The organism is Streptomyces sp. NPDC002156 (assembly GCF_053593675.1).
Genome location: NZ_JBSFDA010000087.1, coordinates 1 through 16766, shown reverse-complemented (window position 1 = coordinate 16766; position 16766 = coordinate 1). Strand labels below are relative to the sequence as shown.

The 16766-nt window shown below is 72.1% G+C and carries 15 protein-coding genes and 1 pseudogene; 12 read left to right on the top strand and 4 right to left on the bottom strand.

All coding sequences use genetic code 11. The features are described 5' to 3' along the window. Nucleotides 1-11: 11 nt before the first annotated feature. Nucleotides 12-1769, top strand: a complete 1758-nt coding sequence (locus ACWCRB_RS29865; protein ID WP_450998999.1) for an ABC transporter ATP-binding protein — start codon at nucleotides 12-14, stop codon at nucleotides 1767-1769. A 22-nt stretch (nucleotides 1770-1791) separates the two neighbouring features. Here the strand turns inward: ACWCRB_RS29865 and ACWCRB_RS29860 are convergent, their stop codons facing one another. Next, on the bottom strand, nucleotides 1792-2637 hold the full coding sequence (locus tag ACWCRB_RS29860; RefSeq protein WP_450998998.1) for a (2Fe-2S)-binding protein: 846 nt from the start codon (nucleotides 2635-2637) through the stop codon (nucleotides 1792-1794). A 221-nt stretch (nucleotides 2638-2858) separates the two neighbouring features. Between ACWCRB_RS29860 and ACWCRB_RS29855 the strand changes: the two genes are divergently transcribed. From ACWCRB_RS29855 to ACWCRB_RS29815, 9 genes are all read left to right on the top strand, one after another. Then, the gene (locus tag ACWCRB_RS29855; protein WP_450999020.1) at nucleotides 2859-3851 is read left to right on the top strand and encodes a FecCD family ABC transporter permease; all 993 of its coding nucleotides are present in this window, start codon (nucleotides 2859-2861) and stop codon (nucleotides 3849-3851) included. A gap of 43 nt (nucleotides 3852-3894) precedes the next feature. Further along, complete coding sequence (locus ACWCRB_RS29850; protein ID WP_450998997.1) at nucleotides 3895-4944, top strand: FecCD family ABC transporter permease; 1050 nt, start codon at nucleotides 3895-3897, stop codon at nucleotides 4942-4944. Then, nucleotides 4941-5768 carry an ABC transporter ATP-binding protein gene (locus ACWCRB_RS29845; protein WP_450998996.1) on the top strand — a complete coding sequence of 276 codons (828 nt, stop codon included), beginning with the start codon at nucleotides 4941-4943 and terminating at the stop codon, nucleotides 5766-5768. The genes ACWCRB_RS29850 and ACWCRB_RS29845 overlap by 4 nt, the downstream gene beginning before the upstream one ends. 43 nt (nucleotides 5769-5811) lie before the next feature. Beyond that, nucleotides 5812-6855: an ABC transporter substrate-binding protein gene (locus ACWCRB_RS29840; protein WP_450998995.1), complete on the top strand. Its 1044-nt coding sequence runs from the start codon at nucleotides 5812-5814 to the stop codon at nucleotides 6853-6855. A gap of 119 nt (nucleotides 6856-6974) precedes the next feature. Then, complete coding sequence (locus tag ACWCRB_RS29835; RefSeq protein WP_450998994.1) at nucleotides 6975-8165, top strand: ATP-grasp domain-containing protein; 1191 nt, start codon at nucleotides 6975-6977, stop codon at nucleotides 8163-8165. Beyond that, on the top strand, nucleotides 8162-9883 hold the full coding sequence (locus tag ACWCRB_RS29830) for an IucA/IucC family protein (RefSeq protein ID WP_450998993.1): 1722 nt from the start codon (nucleotides 8162-8164) through the stop codon (nucleotides 9881-9883). The genes ACWCRB_RS29835 and ACWCRB_RS29830 overlap by 4 nt, the downstream gene beginning before the upstream one ends. Next, on the top strand, nucleotides 9880-11091 hold the full coding sequence (locus tag ACWCRB_RS29825) for an MFS transporter (RefSeq protein ID WP_450998992.1): 1212 nt from the start codon (nucleotides 9880-9882) through the stop codon (nucleotides 11089-11091). The genes ACWCRB_RS29830 and ACWCRB_RS29825 overlap by 4 nt, the downstream gene beginning before the upstream one ends. Then, on the top strand, nucleotides 11091-12872 hold the full coding sequence (locus ACWCRB_RS29820) for an IucA/IucC family protein (protein WP_450998991.1): 1782 nt from the start codon (nucleotides 11091-11093) through the stop codon (nucleotides 12870-12872). The genes ACWCRB_RS29825 and ACWCRB_RS29820 overlap by 1 nt, the downstream gene beginning before the upstream one ends. Continuing rightward, nucleotides 12869-14080 (top strand): type III PLP-dependent enzyme, encoded by a 1212-nt coding sequence (locus ACWCRB_RS29815; protein WP_450998990.1) that lies wholly within the window; start codon nucleotides 12869-12871, stop codon nucleotides 14078-14080. Before ACWCRB_RS29820 ends, ACWCRB_RS29815 begins: the two co-directional genes overlap by 4 nt. A gap of 76 nt (nucleotides 14081-14156) precedes the next feature. Here ACWCRB_RS29815 and ACWCRB_RS29810 read toward each other — a convergent pair whose 3' ends face one another. Further along, nucleotides 14157-14453 (bottom strand): hypothetical protein, encoded by a 297-nt coding sequence (locus ACWCRB_RS29810; protein WP_235472758.1) that lies wholly within the window; start codon nucleotides 14451-14453, stop codon nucleotides 14157-14159. A gap of 173 nt (nucleotides 14454-14626) precedes the next feature. Between ACWCRB_RS29810 and ACWCRB_RS29805 the strand changes: the two genes are divergently transcribed. Beyond that, nucleotides 14627-15001 (top strand): nuclear transport factor 2 family protein, encoded by a 375-nt coding sequence (locus tag ACWCRB_RS29805; protein ID WP_405534244.1) that lies wholly within the window; start codon nucleotides 14627-14629, stop codon nucleotides 14999-15001. Here the strand turns inward: ACWCRB_RS29805 and ACWCRB_RS29800 are convergent, their stop codons facing one another. Both ACWCRB_RS29800 and ACWCRB_RS29795 read right to left on the bottom strand, forming a co-directional pair. After that, nucleotides 15002-15976 (bottom strand): CU044_5270 family protein, encoded by a 975-nt coding sequence (locus ACWCRB_RS29800; RefSeq protein WP_450998989.1) that lies wholly within the window; start codon nucleotides 15974-15976, stop codon nucleotides 15002-15004. Next, nucleotides 15969-16517: an RNA polymerase sigma factor gene (locus ACWCRB_RS29795; protein WP_450998988.1), complete on the bottom strand. Its 549-nt coding sequence runs from the start codon at nucleotides 16515-16517 to the stop codon at nucleotides 15969-15971. The genes ACWCRB_RS29800 and ACWCRB_RS29795 overlap by 8 nt, the downstream gene beginning before the upstream one ends. 9 nt (nucleotides 16518-16526) lie before the next feature. Here ACWCRB_RS29795 and ACWCRB_RS29790 point away from each other — a divergent pair. Continuing rightward, nucleotides 16527-16766: pseudogene (locus tag ACWCRB_RS29790) on the top strand (hypothetical protein); the annotation flags it as partial.

Below are 16766 nucleotides of genomic sequence, written 5' to 3'. Positions count from 1 at the left end.
CGAGGAGCCTCGTGAGCATCGCAGAGCCGAACCCCGCTCCGCCCGCCTGGCGGCTGCTCCTCGGATACGTACGGCCGCACCGGTGGACCCTGCTGGTGGGCGCCCTGCTCTCGCTGGCCACGGGGGCCGCCGGGCTGGCACTGCCGCTGGTGGCGCGGGGGCTCATCGACGATCTGTCCCACGACCGGACGATCACCAAGGCCCTGCTGCTGATGTCGGCGCTGGTCGTCGCCAACGCGGCGCTGGGCGCGCTGGGTTCGTACGTGCTGCGGCGGACCGCCGAGTCCGTGGTGCTGGGGGCGCGGCGGGCGCTGTCCTCCTATCTGCTGCGGCTGCGGATCCCGGCCGTGGACCGGACCGAGCCCGGCGATCTGATGGCCCGCGTCACGTCCGACACGACCCTGCTGCGCGAGGTCACCACCGACTCGCTCGTCGGCCTCGGCACCGGCGGGCTCACCCTGGTCGCGACGATCGTGATGATGGGCCTGGTGGACCCGGTGCTGCTGGGCGTCACCCTCGCCGTGATCCTGGGCGCGGGGACCGTGCTCGGGGTGATCGTGCCGCGTATCAACAAGGCGAGCCGACGGGCGCAGGACGCGGTCGGTGTCATGGGTGCCTCGCTGGAACGGGTGCTGGGCGCGCTGCGCACGATCAAGGCGTCCGGCGCCGAGCACCGCGAGGAGCGGAACCTGCACGCGGCGGCCGAGGAGTCGTGGCGGCAGAGCGTGAGCGCCGCCAAGTGGGCTGCTGCGGCGGGCAACACGGCGGGCCTGGCCATGCAGATCGCGTTCATCACGGTGCTCGCGGTCGGCGGTGCGCGGGTCGCGACGGGCGCGGTCGAGGTCGGCACGCTGGTCGCGTTCCTCCTCTATGTCTTCTATCTGATGTCGCCGATCCAGCAGGTAGTCGGCGCGGTCACGCAGTACCAGACGGGTGCGGCGGCCCTCACCCGTATCCAGGAGGCCCTCGCCCTGCCCGCCGAACCGTCGTCGGCCCACCCGGCGCCCCTCCCGGCCGCCGACGCCGAACCGGCGGCGCTCGCCTTCGAGGAGGTGCGCTTCCGCTACGACGACGATCTGCCGTACGTCCACCACGGCGTGACGTTCGCCGTGCCGGCCCGGGGCATGACGGCGTTCGTCGGCCCGTCCGGAGCGGGCAAGACCACCGTGTTCTCGCTCATCGAACGGTTCTACGACCCCGAGTCCGGCGTGATCACGCTCGACGGCCGGAACGCCGCCGACTGGGAGCTGACCGAACTCCGGTCCGCCATCGGCTATGTCGAGCAGGACGCGCCAGTACTGTCGGGCTCGCTGCGCGACAACCTGGTCCTGGGCAATCCGGAGGCGGACGAGGAGGCGGTCACGCGCGTCGTGAAGACGACCCGGCTCGACGGTCTGGTGTCCCGGCTGCCGCGCGGCCTCGACACGCTGGTCGGGCATCGTGGCACCAAGCTGTCGGGCGGTGAGCGCCAGCGGGTGGCCATCGCCCGTGCGCTGCTGCGCCGCCCCCGGCTGCTCCTGCTCGACGAGGCGACCTCGCAGCTGGACGCGGTGAACGAGGCCGCGCTGCGGGACACGGTCGCGGATGTCGCCCGTACGACGACTGTTCTCGTCGTCGCCCACCGGCTGTCGACGGTGACGATGGCGGACCGGATCGTGGTGATGGACGCGGGGCGGGTACGGGCTGTGGGCACCCATCGTGAACTCGTCGCGGGGGACCCGCTGTACGCCGAGCTGGCGGCGACCCAGTTCCTGGCGACCACCGGCTGAGCACACGGCTTGCGGGCAGCGCTCAGCTCTCCAGCCTGCGCAGGCGTTCCGAGTCGCAGGTGCGGGGGCAGGTGGAGCAGGCCTCGTCGGGGCGGATCGTGTAGTAGAGGCAGCAGCCGGCGCGGGTACGGGTCGGGTGGCGCTGCCCGGACGTGTCGGTGAGATGGCGGAAGTCGGCGCCGCCGGGGTACGGGGCGACCGCGGAGGGCAGCAGTTCGGTGGCCGCGCGGATCGCGTCGCCCTCGCGGCCGAGGACGCGCCCGAGGTACCAGATCCCGGAGACGAGGTCGTCGGAGACCAGGCCCCACAGGGCGCGCGAGCGCCGACGGGCGACCGGGCCGAGTGCGGTGAGCAGCGGGGCCATGTGGTCGGCGACGGCCGAGCGCAACTCGGTCCGCAGCGCGTCCTCGTGCGGGAGCACGGTGACTCCGGGGAGGGTGGCGGCGGGGTCCCCGGGGAGGCAGGAGAAGTAGGAACCCGGTGTGATCTTGTACTCCCCGGTGGCGAGGTCCAGCCGTACGTCCTCGGGCCGGACGCGTGGCACGCGGCGCTCCAGGTACCAGACGCCGCTCATCAGCAGGCCGACCGACCAGGCGTAGTCGTGCAGGGCGCGGGACGCGGCGACATGCGGGCGGGCGGTGTGCCCGTAACGCTCCTGGATCCGTGCCGTCTCGGCCTCTACGAAGGCGCCGAGAGCCTCGTGACTGTCCGTCAACTCGGCTCCGGTGACGCCCGCTTGAGGGCACGTCACACCTGGCCGCGCGACCTGCACGCTGAGCACTTCGCAGATGTCCGCGAGGCGTTGATAGGCGCCGCCGAGCACGCGCGCGGCGGCGGTGGCCGGCGGGGTCTCAAGGGCGACGCTCATCGGTACTCCTGCGCAGAGAGGTGCGGGTGGGGTTAGATAGGCAAGGCTTACCTTACTGGCAAGATCGCAAGGCGGTTACCGGGGTGCCCTTATGTCGATGATCAAGGACCATGCACGTCACAGCGCTTCCACGGCTGGTTGAAAAGTAAAGCATGCCTAACCTAAGCTCCCGGCTCGTGACTGCGACCCAACGGGGCGCACCGACCGGTGCGACCACCGGTGTGCCCTTCCGTGCCCTGAGGCACCTCCCGATCCTTCTCACCGGACTCGGGGCCCTGGCCCTGATCTCCGCGCTGAGTCTCGCCCTCGGCGCGCGCTCGGTGCCCCTGTCGACGGTGACCGACGCGCTGTTCGGCCACGCCCAGGGGAGAGACGCGCTCGTGGTGACCGGGCTGCGGCTGCCACGTACGGTGATCGGGCTCGCGGTCGGCGCGGCGCTCGGGGTCGCCGGGGCGGTCGCCCAGGGCATCACCCGCAATCCGCTCGCCTCACCGACCACCCTCGGGATCAACGCGGGTGCCGGATTCGCGGTGGTGGTCGCGATCTTCGCGCTGAAGCTCAACGACCCTGTCGAGTATGTGTGGTTCGCCTTCGCGGGCGCTGCGGGCGCCGCCCTGCTCGCCCAAGCGCTGGCCCGCCGGGCAGGCGACCTCGACCCGGTACGGCTCGCGTTGGGCGGCACCGTCCTCCAACTGGTCCTGCTTTCCTGGACGTCGGCGGTGATGCTCCTCAACCAGCGCACCCTGGACGAGGCCCGCTTCTGGCTGGCGGGCTCCCTCTCCGGCCGCACCCTCACCACCCTCTGGCCGGTCCTGCCCTCGCTGCTGCTCGGCCTGCTGACCGCGTTGGCGGTCTCCCCCGCCCTCAACGCCCTTGCCCTGGGCGACGATTCGGCCCAGGCACTCGGTGTCCCGGTGGCCCGGATCCGCCTCGCGGGCGGTATCGCGGTCGTCCTGCTGGCCGGTTCTGCTGTCGCGGTGGCGGGCCCGATCGCGTTCATCGGCCTCGCGGCGCCTCACCTCGTACGTCCGCTGCTGGGCGGCGACCACCGCCTCCTGGTCCCCGGCTGTCTGATCGCCGGGCCCCTTCTCCTGCTCTCGGCCGATGTCCTGGGCCGTCTGGTGATCCGCCCCTCGGAACTGGAGGTCGGCATCGTGACCGCGTTCCTGGGCGCGCCTCTGCTGGCGCTGCTGGCACGGAAGGTGGCCCGATGAACTCCGCCACGACCGCCATCCGTACAGCCCGGAGGGCGGCCTCATGACCAGCGCCGCCGTATTCGCCCGTACGACGTCCGACTCCCGGCTCCGACCGCGCCGCCGCGTGCTGCTGTACTCCGGCTGCGGTCTCGTCGCCCTCTTCGTGCTGCTCACCGTCGCCCTGACGACCGGTGAGATGGGCATGCCGGCCGGTACCGCGCTGCGGGCGCTGGTCGGGCTCGGGGACTCCGGGGACGTCCTGGTCGTACAGCAGTTCCGGGCGCCGCGCGCCTTCGCGGCGATCGCCGCCGGGGCCGGGCTCGGTGTCGCCGGGTGTGTGCTGCAGCGGCTGTTCCGGAATCCGCTGGCCTCGCCCGACGTCATGGGCGTGACCGGCGGGGCCTCGCTCGGCGCCGTCTCGCTCCTCGCGGCCGGGGCCTCGCAGACGCTGATCCCTGTCGGCGCGCTGGCCGGGGGGCTGTTCTCGGCCCTGCTGCTCGGCGTGTTCGCCTGGCGTTCGGGGGTCGCCGTGACGCGGCTGGTGCTGACCGGGCTCGCCGTGCAGGCGGGGCTCGCCGCCGCCGTGAACCTGCTGATCGTGCGCTTCCCGGCCGAGCTGGCCGGCTCCGCGCTCCAGTGGACCACCGGTTCGGTGTACGGGCGGACGTGGACGGAGGTGTGGGGAGCGGGCGGCGCCATGGTGGCCGCGCTCGCCGTCACCCTCGTACTGCACCGGCGGCTCGCCGTGCTGGACCTCGGGGACGACTCGGCGGGCGCCCTCGGGCTCAGTACCTCCGCCGCCCGGCTCCAACTCCTCTTCGTCGCCGTCGTGTTGGCGTCACTGGCCGCCGCGCTCGCCGGACCGGTGACGTTCGTGGCGCTCGCCGTGCCGCACATCGTCCGCTTCCTCACCGGCCCGCCGACCGCCGTCTCACTCGCGCTGGCCGGTCTCACCGGTGCCGTACTGCTGCTCGCCTCCGACCTGGTCGTCCAGCATCTGCTGCCCGTCGAGGGGCTGCCGGTCGGGGCGGTCACCGCCACGCTCGGCGCGCCCTGGCTGCTGGTGCTGATGTTCCGTCAGAGCAAGCCCGTTCACAGGAGTCACGCATGACCGCCCGGCCGGACACTCTCAACCAGCTGCGCACCGAGGCTCTCGACCTGCGCTACGGCGACCGGCTCGTCGTCGGCGGACTCGACCTCACCCTGCCCGGCGGCGCCGTCACCGCGATCGTCGGCCCCAACGCCTGTGGGAAGTCAACCCTGTTGAGAGGGCTGAGCCGACTCCTCTCGCCCGCCGCCGGGACCGTCACCCTGGACGGCTCCGACATCCACCGGATGTCCGCGAAGACGCTGGCCCTGCGGATGGGGCTGCTGCCGCAGCAGCCGGTCACCCCGGAGGCGATCACCGTAGAGGCGCTCGTCCGGCTCGGCCGGTATCCGCACCAGCGGCTGCTGGCCCCCTGGTCGACGGCCGACCAGCGGGCGGTCGACGAGGCCCTGGAGCGCACCGGCACGACCGGCCTGCGCGACCAGCCCGTCGACCGGCTCTCCGGCGGACAACGCCAACGCGCCTGGATCGCCCTGGCGTTGGCGCAGGACACCGAGCTGCTCCTGCTCGACGAACCGACCACCTTCCTCGATCTCCGGCACCAGCTCGACGTACTCGATCTGGTCGCCGCCCTGCACGCCGAGGCGGGCCGCACCGTGGTGATGGTGCTGCACGACCTCGGACAGGCCGCCCGCTACGCGGACCACATGGTGGTCCTCAAGGACGGCCGCCTCGCCGCCGCCGGCGCTCCCGCCGACGTGCTCGACGCGGAGCTGGTCAAGTCCGTGTTCGACGTGGACTGCCGGGTCATACCGGACCCGGAGACCGGCACCCCGCTGGTCGTCCCCAGAGGCAGCGCGGTGCGGCACTCCGCCGCGACCGCGTGACCCACCCGCACCACCCCAATCGACAGAAAGACCGACCCCCCTCATGCGCAACACCCCTTCCCTGCCCGGAATCGGCCGGTTCGGCCGCCTCGGCAGGCTCATCGCCCTGCTCCTCGCCGTCGTACTCGGCACCGCCGTGCTCGCCGCCTGCGGCAGCGGCGAGTCCGACGACAAGAGCACGGACACGACGGCGCGGGCCGCCGCCGACACCGCCGGATTCCCTCGCACCCTCAAGACCGTCATGGGCGAGGTGAAGATCCCCGCCAAGCCCAAGCGGGTCGTCGTGCTCGACACCGGCGAGCTGGACGACGTGACGCTGCTCGGCATCGACCCGGTCGGCGCGGTCGCCCCGCACTTCAAGTCCGAGGGCGGCTTCCCGACGTACCTGAAGGGCGAGTTGAGCGGCACGAAGGACGTCGGTCCGCTCCTGGAGCCGAACCTCGAACTGATCGCCTCGCTCAAGCCCGATCTGATCCTGTCCTCGAAGGTCCGCCACGAGGCCGTCTACAGCAAGCTCAGCGCGATCGCGCCGACCGTCTTCACGGAGACCACCGGCGGTGTCTGGAAGCAGAACCTGAAGGTGCACGCCGAGGCCCTCGGCCTGGAGACCGAGGCCGCCGCCAAGCTCAAGGAGTACGAGACGCGGGCCAAGGCGCTCGGTGCGGCCATCAAGGCGAAGGACAAGGGCACCATGCCGACGGCGTCCGTGGTCCGCTTCATCGCCGGTCCGACGCGCCTCTACCAGTCCAACTCCTACAGCGGTGTCGTCCTGGGCGACATCGGCCTGCTCCGGCCCAAGTCTCAGGTCTCGACCGACCCCGAGGTCACGATGAAGGACGTCAGCCCGGAGCAGATCGACCAGGCGGACGCCGACCTGGTCTTCGTCACCGCCGCCGACACCGAGGACAAGACCCAGAAGCAGCAGGTCGTCACCAACCCGGTCTGGAAGAGCCTGCCCGCCGTCAAGAACGGCAAGGTCTTCGAGGTCCCGGACGAGATCTGGATGTCCGGCATCGGCGTCCAGGCCGCCGAGCAGATGCTCGCCGACGTGGCCAAGGCCACCGGTGTGCGGCTCCCCAAGGAGTAACTCCCGCTGTACGGGGGCGGGGCACGCCCTTCTGCACGCGCCCCGCCCCCGGGCCCCCGGCCCGAACCCCCGATCTGGGCCCCACCCCCCACCCGCTAGCGGAAGTTGTTCCACACACCATGCGCCGCCTGTACCTGCTCGCTCTCAATCCCACTGACTCGGTCACCGAGGGCTTTCTGCCCGCCGCCGCCCAACTCGGCCTGGACGTCACCGTGCTGACCGACCAGCCCGACGCCCATAGGGCCGTGTACCCGGACGTCGAGATCCTGGAGTGCGACGTCCGGGACTTCCGGGCCGTCATCACCCGGATCTCCACGCATCACCGGCCCGACGCCGTCTTCAGCAACAGCGACCATCTCCAGACCCAGACCGCCCTGGCCGCCGACTACTTCGGCCTGCCCGGCAAGGACTGGCGGGCCGCTCTGGCCTGCAAGGACAAGGCCGAGATGCGGCGCCGGCTCGCCGCCGCGGGCGTGGACACCGTGTGGTCCGCCGAGCTGACGGAGTCCGGTCCGATCGAGCCTGTCGCGTCGGCCGCGCCGTACCCGTGCGTCCTCAAGCCGCGTGAGGGTGTGGCCAGCGAGGACGTCGTACTCGTCAGCGGCGCCGAGGAGTTGGCGGCCCGCGCCACGGAGATCTTCGCGCGTCGGCCGGGTGCCGTGCTGGTCGTCGAGGAGTATCTGCCCGGCGAGCTGTACACCCTGGAGACGCTCGGCGACGGCAGCGTCCGGCACGTCCTGGGCGGTTTCCACACCGACGTGTCGCCGCCCCCGTACTTCATCGAGGAGCGGCTCGTCTTCGTACCGGCCCACCCAGAGCCGGTCGTCGCCCAGATACTGGCCCAACTCGACGCGCTGGGCGTCGGGTTCGGCGCGTGCCACACCGAGTTCGTGCTGCACGAGGGACGCGCCCGGATCATCGAGGTCAACTACCGTGCCATCGGCGACCAGGTCGACCTGCTGCTGTCCCGGCTCCTGGAGATCCCGCTCTTCGAGCACATCCTGCGCACCCATCTGGGCGAGCCGCTCCCGGCCGACCTCGGCGTCCGACGCGACGGCGCCGCCCGGCTGGAGTACCCGTGCGCCGACCGCGCGGGCACGCTGACCTCGGCTCCCCCGGCCACCGAACTCACCGTGGACGGCGTCCATCTGACGTACCGTCCGTTGCGCGCGGTGGGTGAGCGGCACGAGCTGTACCGCACCAACCGCGACTATGTGGGCGTCCTGCGGGCCACCGGCACCGACCAGCCGACGGTCGACCGGGTGTCGGCGGAGTTCCTGGCGGCGCAGCGCTGGGAGGTCCAGCCGTGACCGCCGACGCCGGAGCCGAGTTGCTCACCCGCGTCCTCAGCGCCCTGCTCCGCGAGGACGTCGTCGGTCTGCGCACCCGGGGCACGCTCACCCACCGCCCGGACGGCATCTGGCTGCGCCTGCCGACGGACACCGACGACGCCCTGCTGCTGCCGCTCACCGAGGACGGCTTCCAGTGCGTGTACGCCGCCCGACTGCCGCTGCTCGTACGCGAGTCGGACGGCGCCGAGCTGACCTCGTACGACACCGTGCTCGCCGAACTCCGCGCGCTGGCCGACCCCGTGGACCGCGACGGCTTCCACGCCTTCGCCGAGGAGTGCCGACAGACCCTGGCCACGCTGCGGCTGCACGACGCCACCCAGGACGAGATCACCGAGCGACTGACGGGCCGTCATGGCACCGACCCCGCACGCTGGACGGGCCTGACGGCCTCCCTGGCGTACGACGCCCTCGCAGCCCGGATCGACCATCCCGTGTATCCGACCGCGCGTGGCCGGTCCGGGCTGACGGAGAAGCAACTGCGGGCGTACGCGCCGGAGTTCCACCCCCGTTTCGCGCTGCGCTGGCTCGCCGTGCCCCGGGAGGCGGTGACCCTTGCGGGAGCGCTGCCCGAGGGCTGGCCGACGCCCGCTGTGCTCGGTATGGAGGATCTGAGCGGCACTCACATCGCCCTGCCCGTGCACCCGTTGACCGTCGGTGCCCCGCTCGACGAGGCGATGCGGGTCACCGGCCTCGCGGGACGCGCCCGGCTCGCCGACCACGGGCACCTCGAAGTGGTGCCGACGCTGTCGATGCGTACCGTCGCGGTGGCCGCCGATCCCACCCTGCACCTCAAACTCCCCCTGGCCACCGCCACGTTGGGGCTGCGCAACCGGCGCTCCATCAAGCCGGGCACGCTCGCCGACGGCGCCGCCGGGCAGCGGCTGATCGAGCGGGTCGTCGAGCGCGAGCCCCGCTTCCGGGACACCGTTCTGCACGCCGACGAGACCACGTACGCGCACGCCGGACACGAACTCCTCGCCGTCCTGTGCCGCCGCTACCCGGCCGGCCTCGACGACACGGCCGTCGTCCCGCTGGCCGCCCTGCTGGCCGAGGCACCCGGCGGACGGCTGGTCGTCGACCAGCTCGCCGACCGCTTCCACGGCGGCGACCCGCTCGCCCTGCTGGACTCCTGCCTCACCCTCCTCTTCGACTGGCAGACCACCCTCTTCGGCCTCGGAATCGCCCTGGAGTCGCATCAGCAGAACGTGTCGCTGGTCCTGGGGCCCGAACAGGGCCGGGTGCGGCTGCTGTTCAAGGACAACGACGGGCCGCGCCTCAACACCGACCGGCTCGCCGCCGCTCTGCCGGGGCCGTGGGGCTTCGACGACGCGCGGACCTACGGCACCGAGGACGGGCCGGTCGCCGACGTGTTCGCCACCATCACCGTCCATCTGTGCGCGGGCGCCTACGCGTTCGGGCTCGCCCGGCACGGCCGCGCACCGCTGCCCACGCTGCTGGGGCTGGTCCGCGACCGGCTCTCCGAGGCCGTGGACCGGCTCGGCGGCACCCCGGCCACCGTACTGCGCAGCCGGATCCTGGACTCGCCGCACCTGCCCGTGAAGGCGATGGTCAGCGCCGGAACCCTGCTCAGCAAGGACCGTTCGGGCGCCGCCGACATCAACAAGCACTACACCACCGGCCCCAACTACCTTCTCCAGGCAGGGGATTCGGTATGAGTGCCGAGGCCGCCTGGCGGCTGCCGAGACGCTCCTCGTTCGGCCGCGGCCATGTGCACGCGGTGGCCGCCTGCTACTTCGTCGCGTCCTTCGCCGCCCTGGGTCTTCCCCCGTATCTCACCGAGATCCTCCCGGAGTTGGGCGACCGTTCCGCACGCTGGGCCGGGGTGCTGTATGTCGTCCCGACGGTGTTCGGCGCGCTCGGCGCTCCCCTCTGGGGCAGGCTCGCCGACCGCTACGGCCGCAAACGGCTGCTGCTGCGCGCCCAGTTGGGCCTCGCCGTCGCCTTTCTGCTCGCCGGCTGGGCGGACTCGCTGGCCACGTTCACTGTGGCGCTGATCCTTCAGGGCATCCTCGGCGGCACGTTCGCCGCGTCCAACGGCTACTTGGGGGCCGCGCTGGAGGGCCCTGCCCTGTCGAAGGCGCTCACCCTGATGCAGGGCAGCGCCCGGGCCGCCCTGGTCGTCGCGCCGATCGTCGTCGGCGCGCTGTCGGGCTGGCTGTCGCCGCACCGCCAGTACGCACTGCTGGCCGTACTCCCGCTGACCGCCGCCCTGTTGCTCGCCGCGCTCCCCGAGCCGAGCGAGGAGCAGGCGCCCGAGTCCATACCCGAGACCACCGCGCCCTCCGCCGCGCCGGTGGTCTCCCTGCGCACCCTGTACGCCCTGGAGTTCGCGTTCGTGTTCTCCACCGTCATCTCCTTCCCCTATCTGATCTCTCTGGTCGAGGACCGACTGCCGTGTACGTCGGCCACGTTGTCCGGCGTCCTCTTCGCCCTCCCCCACCTGGTCTATCTGGTGTCGGCGCTGGCCGTGCACTCCGCCGTCCGGGACCGGCCCCGGACCGGGATCGTCCTCGGCTTCGCCTTCATCGCGCTCGGCCTCGCCGGACACGGCGTGGCGGGCTCGCTGACCGCGCTTATCGCCGTACGGCTGGTCCTCGGGGTGGGGCTCACGTTCGGCCTGGTGTCCCTGTCCGTGCTGGCCGCCGACTGCGCCAAGGGCCGTGCGCCCGGCGGGATGTTCGGCGCGCTGGAGTTCTTTTCCAAGGCCGGCGCGGTCGCCGCCGGCCTCGCTGCGGCAGTGGGCAGCGCCCGTTTCGGCCCGGCCGCGCCGGTACTGACCGGCAGTGGCGCCGCCGCACTCACCGTCCTCGCCTCCCTCTTCCTCCCCAACCCCCGCTCGCACCGCGCCCGTTGGAGCCGCTGATGCCCTCACTGACCGACTCGCCCGCCACCACCACCGCCGAACTGCCTGCTGCCGAACTGCCTGTCGCCGAACTCCCCACCGCCGACGACGTGGTGACCCACACCCTCCTCAACTGCCTGCTGCGCGAGGTGTCGGGCCCGGAACGCCAGACCGTCGTCGACAACGGCCATCTCCTGCTCCGCCTCCCCCGCCGCGGAGTTCTCCTGCGGGTCAGCCTCCGCCGTACGTCCCTCCTGGGCGCCCACCGCTTCACCGGCCCGGTCAGCGAACAGACCGGCGACGGCTGGGCGGTGGTCGACTGGCGGCGGCTGGCCGAGTACACGCGCGACGAACTGTCCCTGCGCACCGGGGAACGCAACGACGAGTTCCTGGAACAGATCACCTCCAGCCACCAGGCCATCACGACCGCACTCGCCCACGAGCGCCCCGCCGCACGGCCGGTCAACCACCCCACCTCCCACCCCACCTCCCATCTCGCCGCCTATCTCGCCTCCGAGCAGTCCCTGCTGTTCGGCCACCGTTTCCACCCAACACCCAAGGCCCGCACCGGCTGCCCGCGCGCCTGGGCGGCGTACGCGCCGGAGACCGGGGCCGTCTTCCCGCTGCGGCATCTCGCCGTACGCGCCCATCTGATCGCCGAGGAGAGCGCCGCTCCCTGGGCCGCCGCCGCGCTGGACGGTCAGCGCACGGACGTCCCCGACGGCTACCGGCTGCTGCCGACGCACCCCTGGCAGTACGAGACCCTGCGCGAACACCCACTGCTGCGGGCCGCGTTGGAGCGCGGCGACATCCTGGACCTCGGCCCGGGCGGACGCCCGTTCGCCGCGACCGCGTCCGTGCGGACCCTGTACGACGGTGAGACCTTCCTCAAGTTCAGCCTGAACGTCCGGATCACCAACTGCCTACGGAAGAACAGCAGTTACGAGCTGTCCGGTGCAGTCGCCCTCACCCGCGCCCTCGCCCCGGCCCTCGCGGAGCTGGCCGAACGCTTCCCCGGCAGCGCGGTGCTCCGCGAGCCCGCCTACCGCACGCTGGCGCTGCCCGGCCCCGACGGCACCCCGGACCGCGACCTCTTCGAGGGCTTCGGCGTGATCGTCCGCGAGGGCCTGCCCCGACGCCTCGCGCCTGGGGCAACTCCCCTGCTGGCGGCGGCGGTTGCCGACGAGTATCCGTCCAGCGCCGCGCACATCTCCCGGCTGCTCACCGACGCGGACCCGGACACGGCCCTCGACTGGTGGTCGGCGTACCTCGAACTGCTCGTCCCGCCCGTGCTGGCCGCCTACTTCGACCACGGCCTCGTCCTGGAACCGCATCTCCAGAACGTGCTGATCTGCGTGGGCGCCGACGGCCGCCCCGCCCAGGTCCTCTTCCGGGACCTGGAGGGCACCAAACTGGTCCCCGAGCACCACACCGACACACTGACCGCCGTACCGGCAGAGGTCGCGGGCCCGATGACGTACGACGCGGAGCGCGGCTGGGACCGGGTCGTCTACTGCCTGCTCGTCAACCACATCGCCGAACTCCTCGCCGCCCTGGCCGACTTGCACCCACAGGCCGAGGCCGCACTGTGGGCGCGAGTGCGCGACACGCTCCGGTCCTACGCCGACCGTTCGGGCTGCCCGCCACGGCTCGCCGCACTGCTCGCCGGGGTACCGCTGCCCGCGAAGGCAAACCTTCTCACCCGCTGGGAGCGCAAGGCGGACCGCGAGGCAGGATACGTACGGCTGCCGTCCCCGCTCGCCGAGGACATCCTGCGCGACACCACCCGGAGCACCCGATGACCCTCGCCGTGCGCGACCACGCACTGTCCCTGCCCGCCAACGAACTGCCCGCGTACGTCTACGACTTGACGGAGCTGCGCGGTCACGCGGCGATGGTCAGGGCGGCGCTGCCCGAGCGGGTCGAGCTGTACTACGCGGCCAAGGCCAACCCGGAGCCGGAGATCCTGGCCGCGCTCGCGCCGTACGTCGACGGCTACGAGGTCTCCTCGGGCGGCGAACTCGCCCATGTCGCCGACGCGGTGCCGGGCCGGCCGCTGGCGTTCGGCGGGCCGGGGAAGACGCCGGACGAGGTGTTGGCCGCGCTGAAGCAGGGCGTCGACCGGTTCCATGTCGAGAGCGAGCACGAGCTGCGCATGCTCGCCGAGTTGACGCGGCAGGTGGGACCCGAGCGGCGGGTGGCGGTGCTGGTCCGCGTCAACATCCCGGTGGCGGACGGCTCGTTGGCGGGCAGTTCGCTGACGATGGGCGGTCGGCCGACCCCCTTCGGCCTGGACCCGGCCGGAGCCGCGCGGGTGTTCCGGGCGCTCACGGACGGGACGTCCCCCCAGCTCGAACTGCGCGGAATCCACGCCCACTTGGCGAGCGGACTCGATGCCCGGGAGCAGCTGGCGGTGGCGGAGTCCGTGGTGACCTGGGCGGCGGGGCTCGGGGTGCGCATCAGCGAGGTGAACGTCGGCGGTGGGATGGCCGTCGACTACGCCGCCCCGAACCGCCGTTTCGACTGGGCGGCGTTCGGCAGGGGCCTGGCCTGGCTGACCGAGGCGTACCCGGAACTGACCCTGCGTATCGAGCCCGGCCGGGCGCTGACCGCGTACTGCGGCTGGTACGCCACCGAGGTGCTGGATGTGAAGCGGAGCCACGGCGAGGAGTTCGCGGTGGTCCGGGGCGGCACCCACCATCTGCGCACCCCGGCGACGAAGGGCCACGACCAGCCCTGCACGGTACTGCCGGTGGACACCTGGCCGCACCCGTGGCCCCGCCCGGCGGCCGAGGAGGCACGGGTCACACTGGCGGGCCAGCTGTGCACACCGAAGGACGTACTTGCCCGCCGGGTCCCGGTAGCGAGACTCCGGGCGGGCGACAGAGTCCTGTTCTCACTGGCGGGCGCCTACGCGTGGAACATCTCCCACCACGACTTCCTGATGCACCCGAGACCCGGTTTCCACTTCCTGGGCACGGAACCGACGACGGCGATCCGGCAGAGGTAGCACACAAGAGCGAGGGCCGCCCGGTGCGGCCGGGGGCCCTCGTTTCCTGCTCGTAAGGCTGCGTCTGTTACGTCTGTCAGGCCTCGATGCCCGGCAGCAGCCCGGTCACGGGGGCGGCCATGTCGGTCACCTGGTGCAGCTGCTGGAGGTCGTTCAGCCGGTTGAGCGAGCTGAGCTGGGTGGAGACCCGGGGCAGGTCGTCGTGGTACTGGGCGGGAATCTCGCTCACGGCGAGCGAGTCGAGCTGGGCGATCGGGTTCAGCTTGCCCGCGTTCTGGTCGGCGGCGGGGGCCGCACTGGCCAGCGGGGCGGCGAGGCCGGTGACGCCGACGGCGAGACCAACGGCGGCGGCGATTCGTCGTGTTGAGATCATGCATTCAGCAACGGCCCGCGCCCCTCCCCGGACACGGCCACCCCGCCCCCCTCACTCGTCAGGCTCATCTTCTGCCTGCGCTTGCCGAGGTCACCGGGACGGAGGAGCCTCAGAAGGAGGGGCCCCTCGCGGCCCGCGCCCGACCGGGCCGCGCCCCCACGGAGGAGGTCACCATGGGCACCGCGGCAAGCCACACCTTCGACACCGAAGCACTGCGCCGGGGCATCGAAGGACAGGACGCGACGGCCCTGCTGTCGCTCTACGCCGACGACGCCGAACTCCGCGTCGTCGACCACAACACCCAGCCCAGCCACCCGATGGTCATGCACGGACGCGACGAGATCAGCACCATGCTGAACGACGTCTACAGCAGGGACATGACCCACAAACTGGAACAGGTCGTCGTCCAGGGCGACCAGGTCGCCTACACCGAGTCCTGTCTGTACCCGGACGGCGTCCGAGTCCTGGCCGGCTCGATGCTGTCCCTCCGCGACGGCAAGATCGTCGACCAGACGGTGCTGCAGGCGTGGGACGAGGAGGGTTCCTGATCAGCGCATCCAGACGCTGTAATCCATGACGTCGCCCACCTTCAGGCCCCACTCGGGCTCCGCATAGGTCGCGGTGAGTTCCAGGCCGAGGACGGTGCCGGTGGTCGGGGCCAGGATCAGCATGCGGCGGGCACCGTGGCCGTCGTACACGTACGCCTGGCCGGGGCGCCCGAGTCGGTCCGTCACCCGGCCGACGGGGCGCAGGCCATCCGCGTCCGCCAGCAGGGCGGCGAGTGCCGCGTTCTCGCGGGCGCCGAGGGTCCAGTGGTCGAGCAACACCCTGACCGCGTCCAGGAGTTCAGGGGTGGTGAGGGGTGTGGTCTGGTGCTGTGCCTCCTGGAGGTAGGCCTTCAGGCGCTCCGGGTCGTGCGGTGGCGGCGACTCGGGTGGGGCGTCGCTCCAGCTCGGTCCGAACGTCTGGTCGCTGATGACGTGCCCGTCCTCGACCAGGCCGGGTTCGCCGTCCCCCTCGCTGAGGACCGGTCGGCCGGGATGCTGTGGGTCGGTCGCCACCACCAGCTCCGTATGGCTCGCGTCGGCGTGCCAGCGCACGATGCGCTCGACGGGGAGCGTGATCGGCGGCTTGTCCTCCGACATACCCATGCTCCACGTCTGTACGTGGGTGCCCTTCCGGAGTTCCGGTGAGCCGTCCGCGGCCGCCGCGTCGGCGATCTCGGCCATCCTGGCCAGGGGTACGGGGGTGGAGCCGGCCTGCACGAGCAGCGGGCGGGGTGCGGCCACCGCCGGGGCCGTGTTCGGGCCCGCGAGGAGCAGGGCCAGCGCGGTCGCCGCGACGACGGCGACGGTCGCGAGGCTCCACGTCCAGCGGGCGCGGCCACGGCCGAACCGGCCGCTGGTGTGCAGGAGTTGGTTCAGGCGGCGTTCCGCGTCGTGGTCCAGGGGGCCGTCGCCGAAGAGGGGGCCGTCCGCCGGTACCGGGTCGGCGGCGCGCAGCAGGTCGAGTTCGTCAGGCATGGCCGTGTTCCTTCGGGGAGTTCACGTCGGCGGCGAGCGCGGGGCGTATCCGGTCGATCTCGGCTCTCAGCCGGCGCCGGGCCCGGTGCAGCCGCATCGCCGCCGCGCGCGTACCGCACCCCAGGGCCACCGCGACTTCATCGACGGCGAGTTCCTCCCAGGCCGTCAGGCGCAGTATCTCCTGGTCGGCCGGGGTGAGCCGGCCGAGCGCCTCGTGCACCCAGGCGCCCGGCGACTCGGCGTCGGGGCTCGCCACGACCTGTCTGCCGTGCGCCGTCTCGTCGTTGCCCACCCGGTCGACGAGCCGCCGGCGCCGGCCCTGGCCGCGTACCGCGTTGGCCAGGCAGTTGCGTGCCACGCCGTACAGCCAGGGCAGCGGGGACGCGGGCAGATCGGTACGGCGTCGCCAGGCGACGGTGAAGACGTCCGCCACCACTTCCTCCACCTCGCTCGTACGGCCGTCCAGTCGCCGAGCGACATAGCGGCTGACCGCCCAGTAGTGCTCGCGATAGGCAGCGGCGAAGGTCTCGTCGTTGCTCATGCTCCGTTGGTGTCCGGCAGTCCGCGGATCGTCACACCCGTTTCCGTGATTCTTGTCGCGTCGTCCGAGTGTGACGCCCGGACCGGGCACGGACACAGGCGGGGCGTGAAGACCATCGAGCTCCCACCCCGCACCACCACCGGCCGCAGAGCCGTCAAGTGGCTCACCACCACTGACCACAAGACGATCGGCACGCTGTATCTGGTGACGTCGTTCGCGTTCTTCTGCATCGGTGGCGTGATGGCGCTG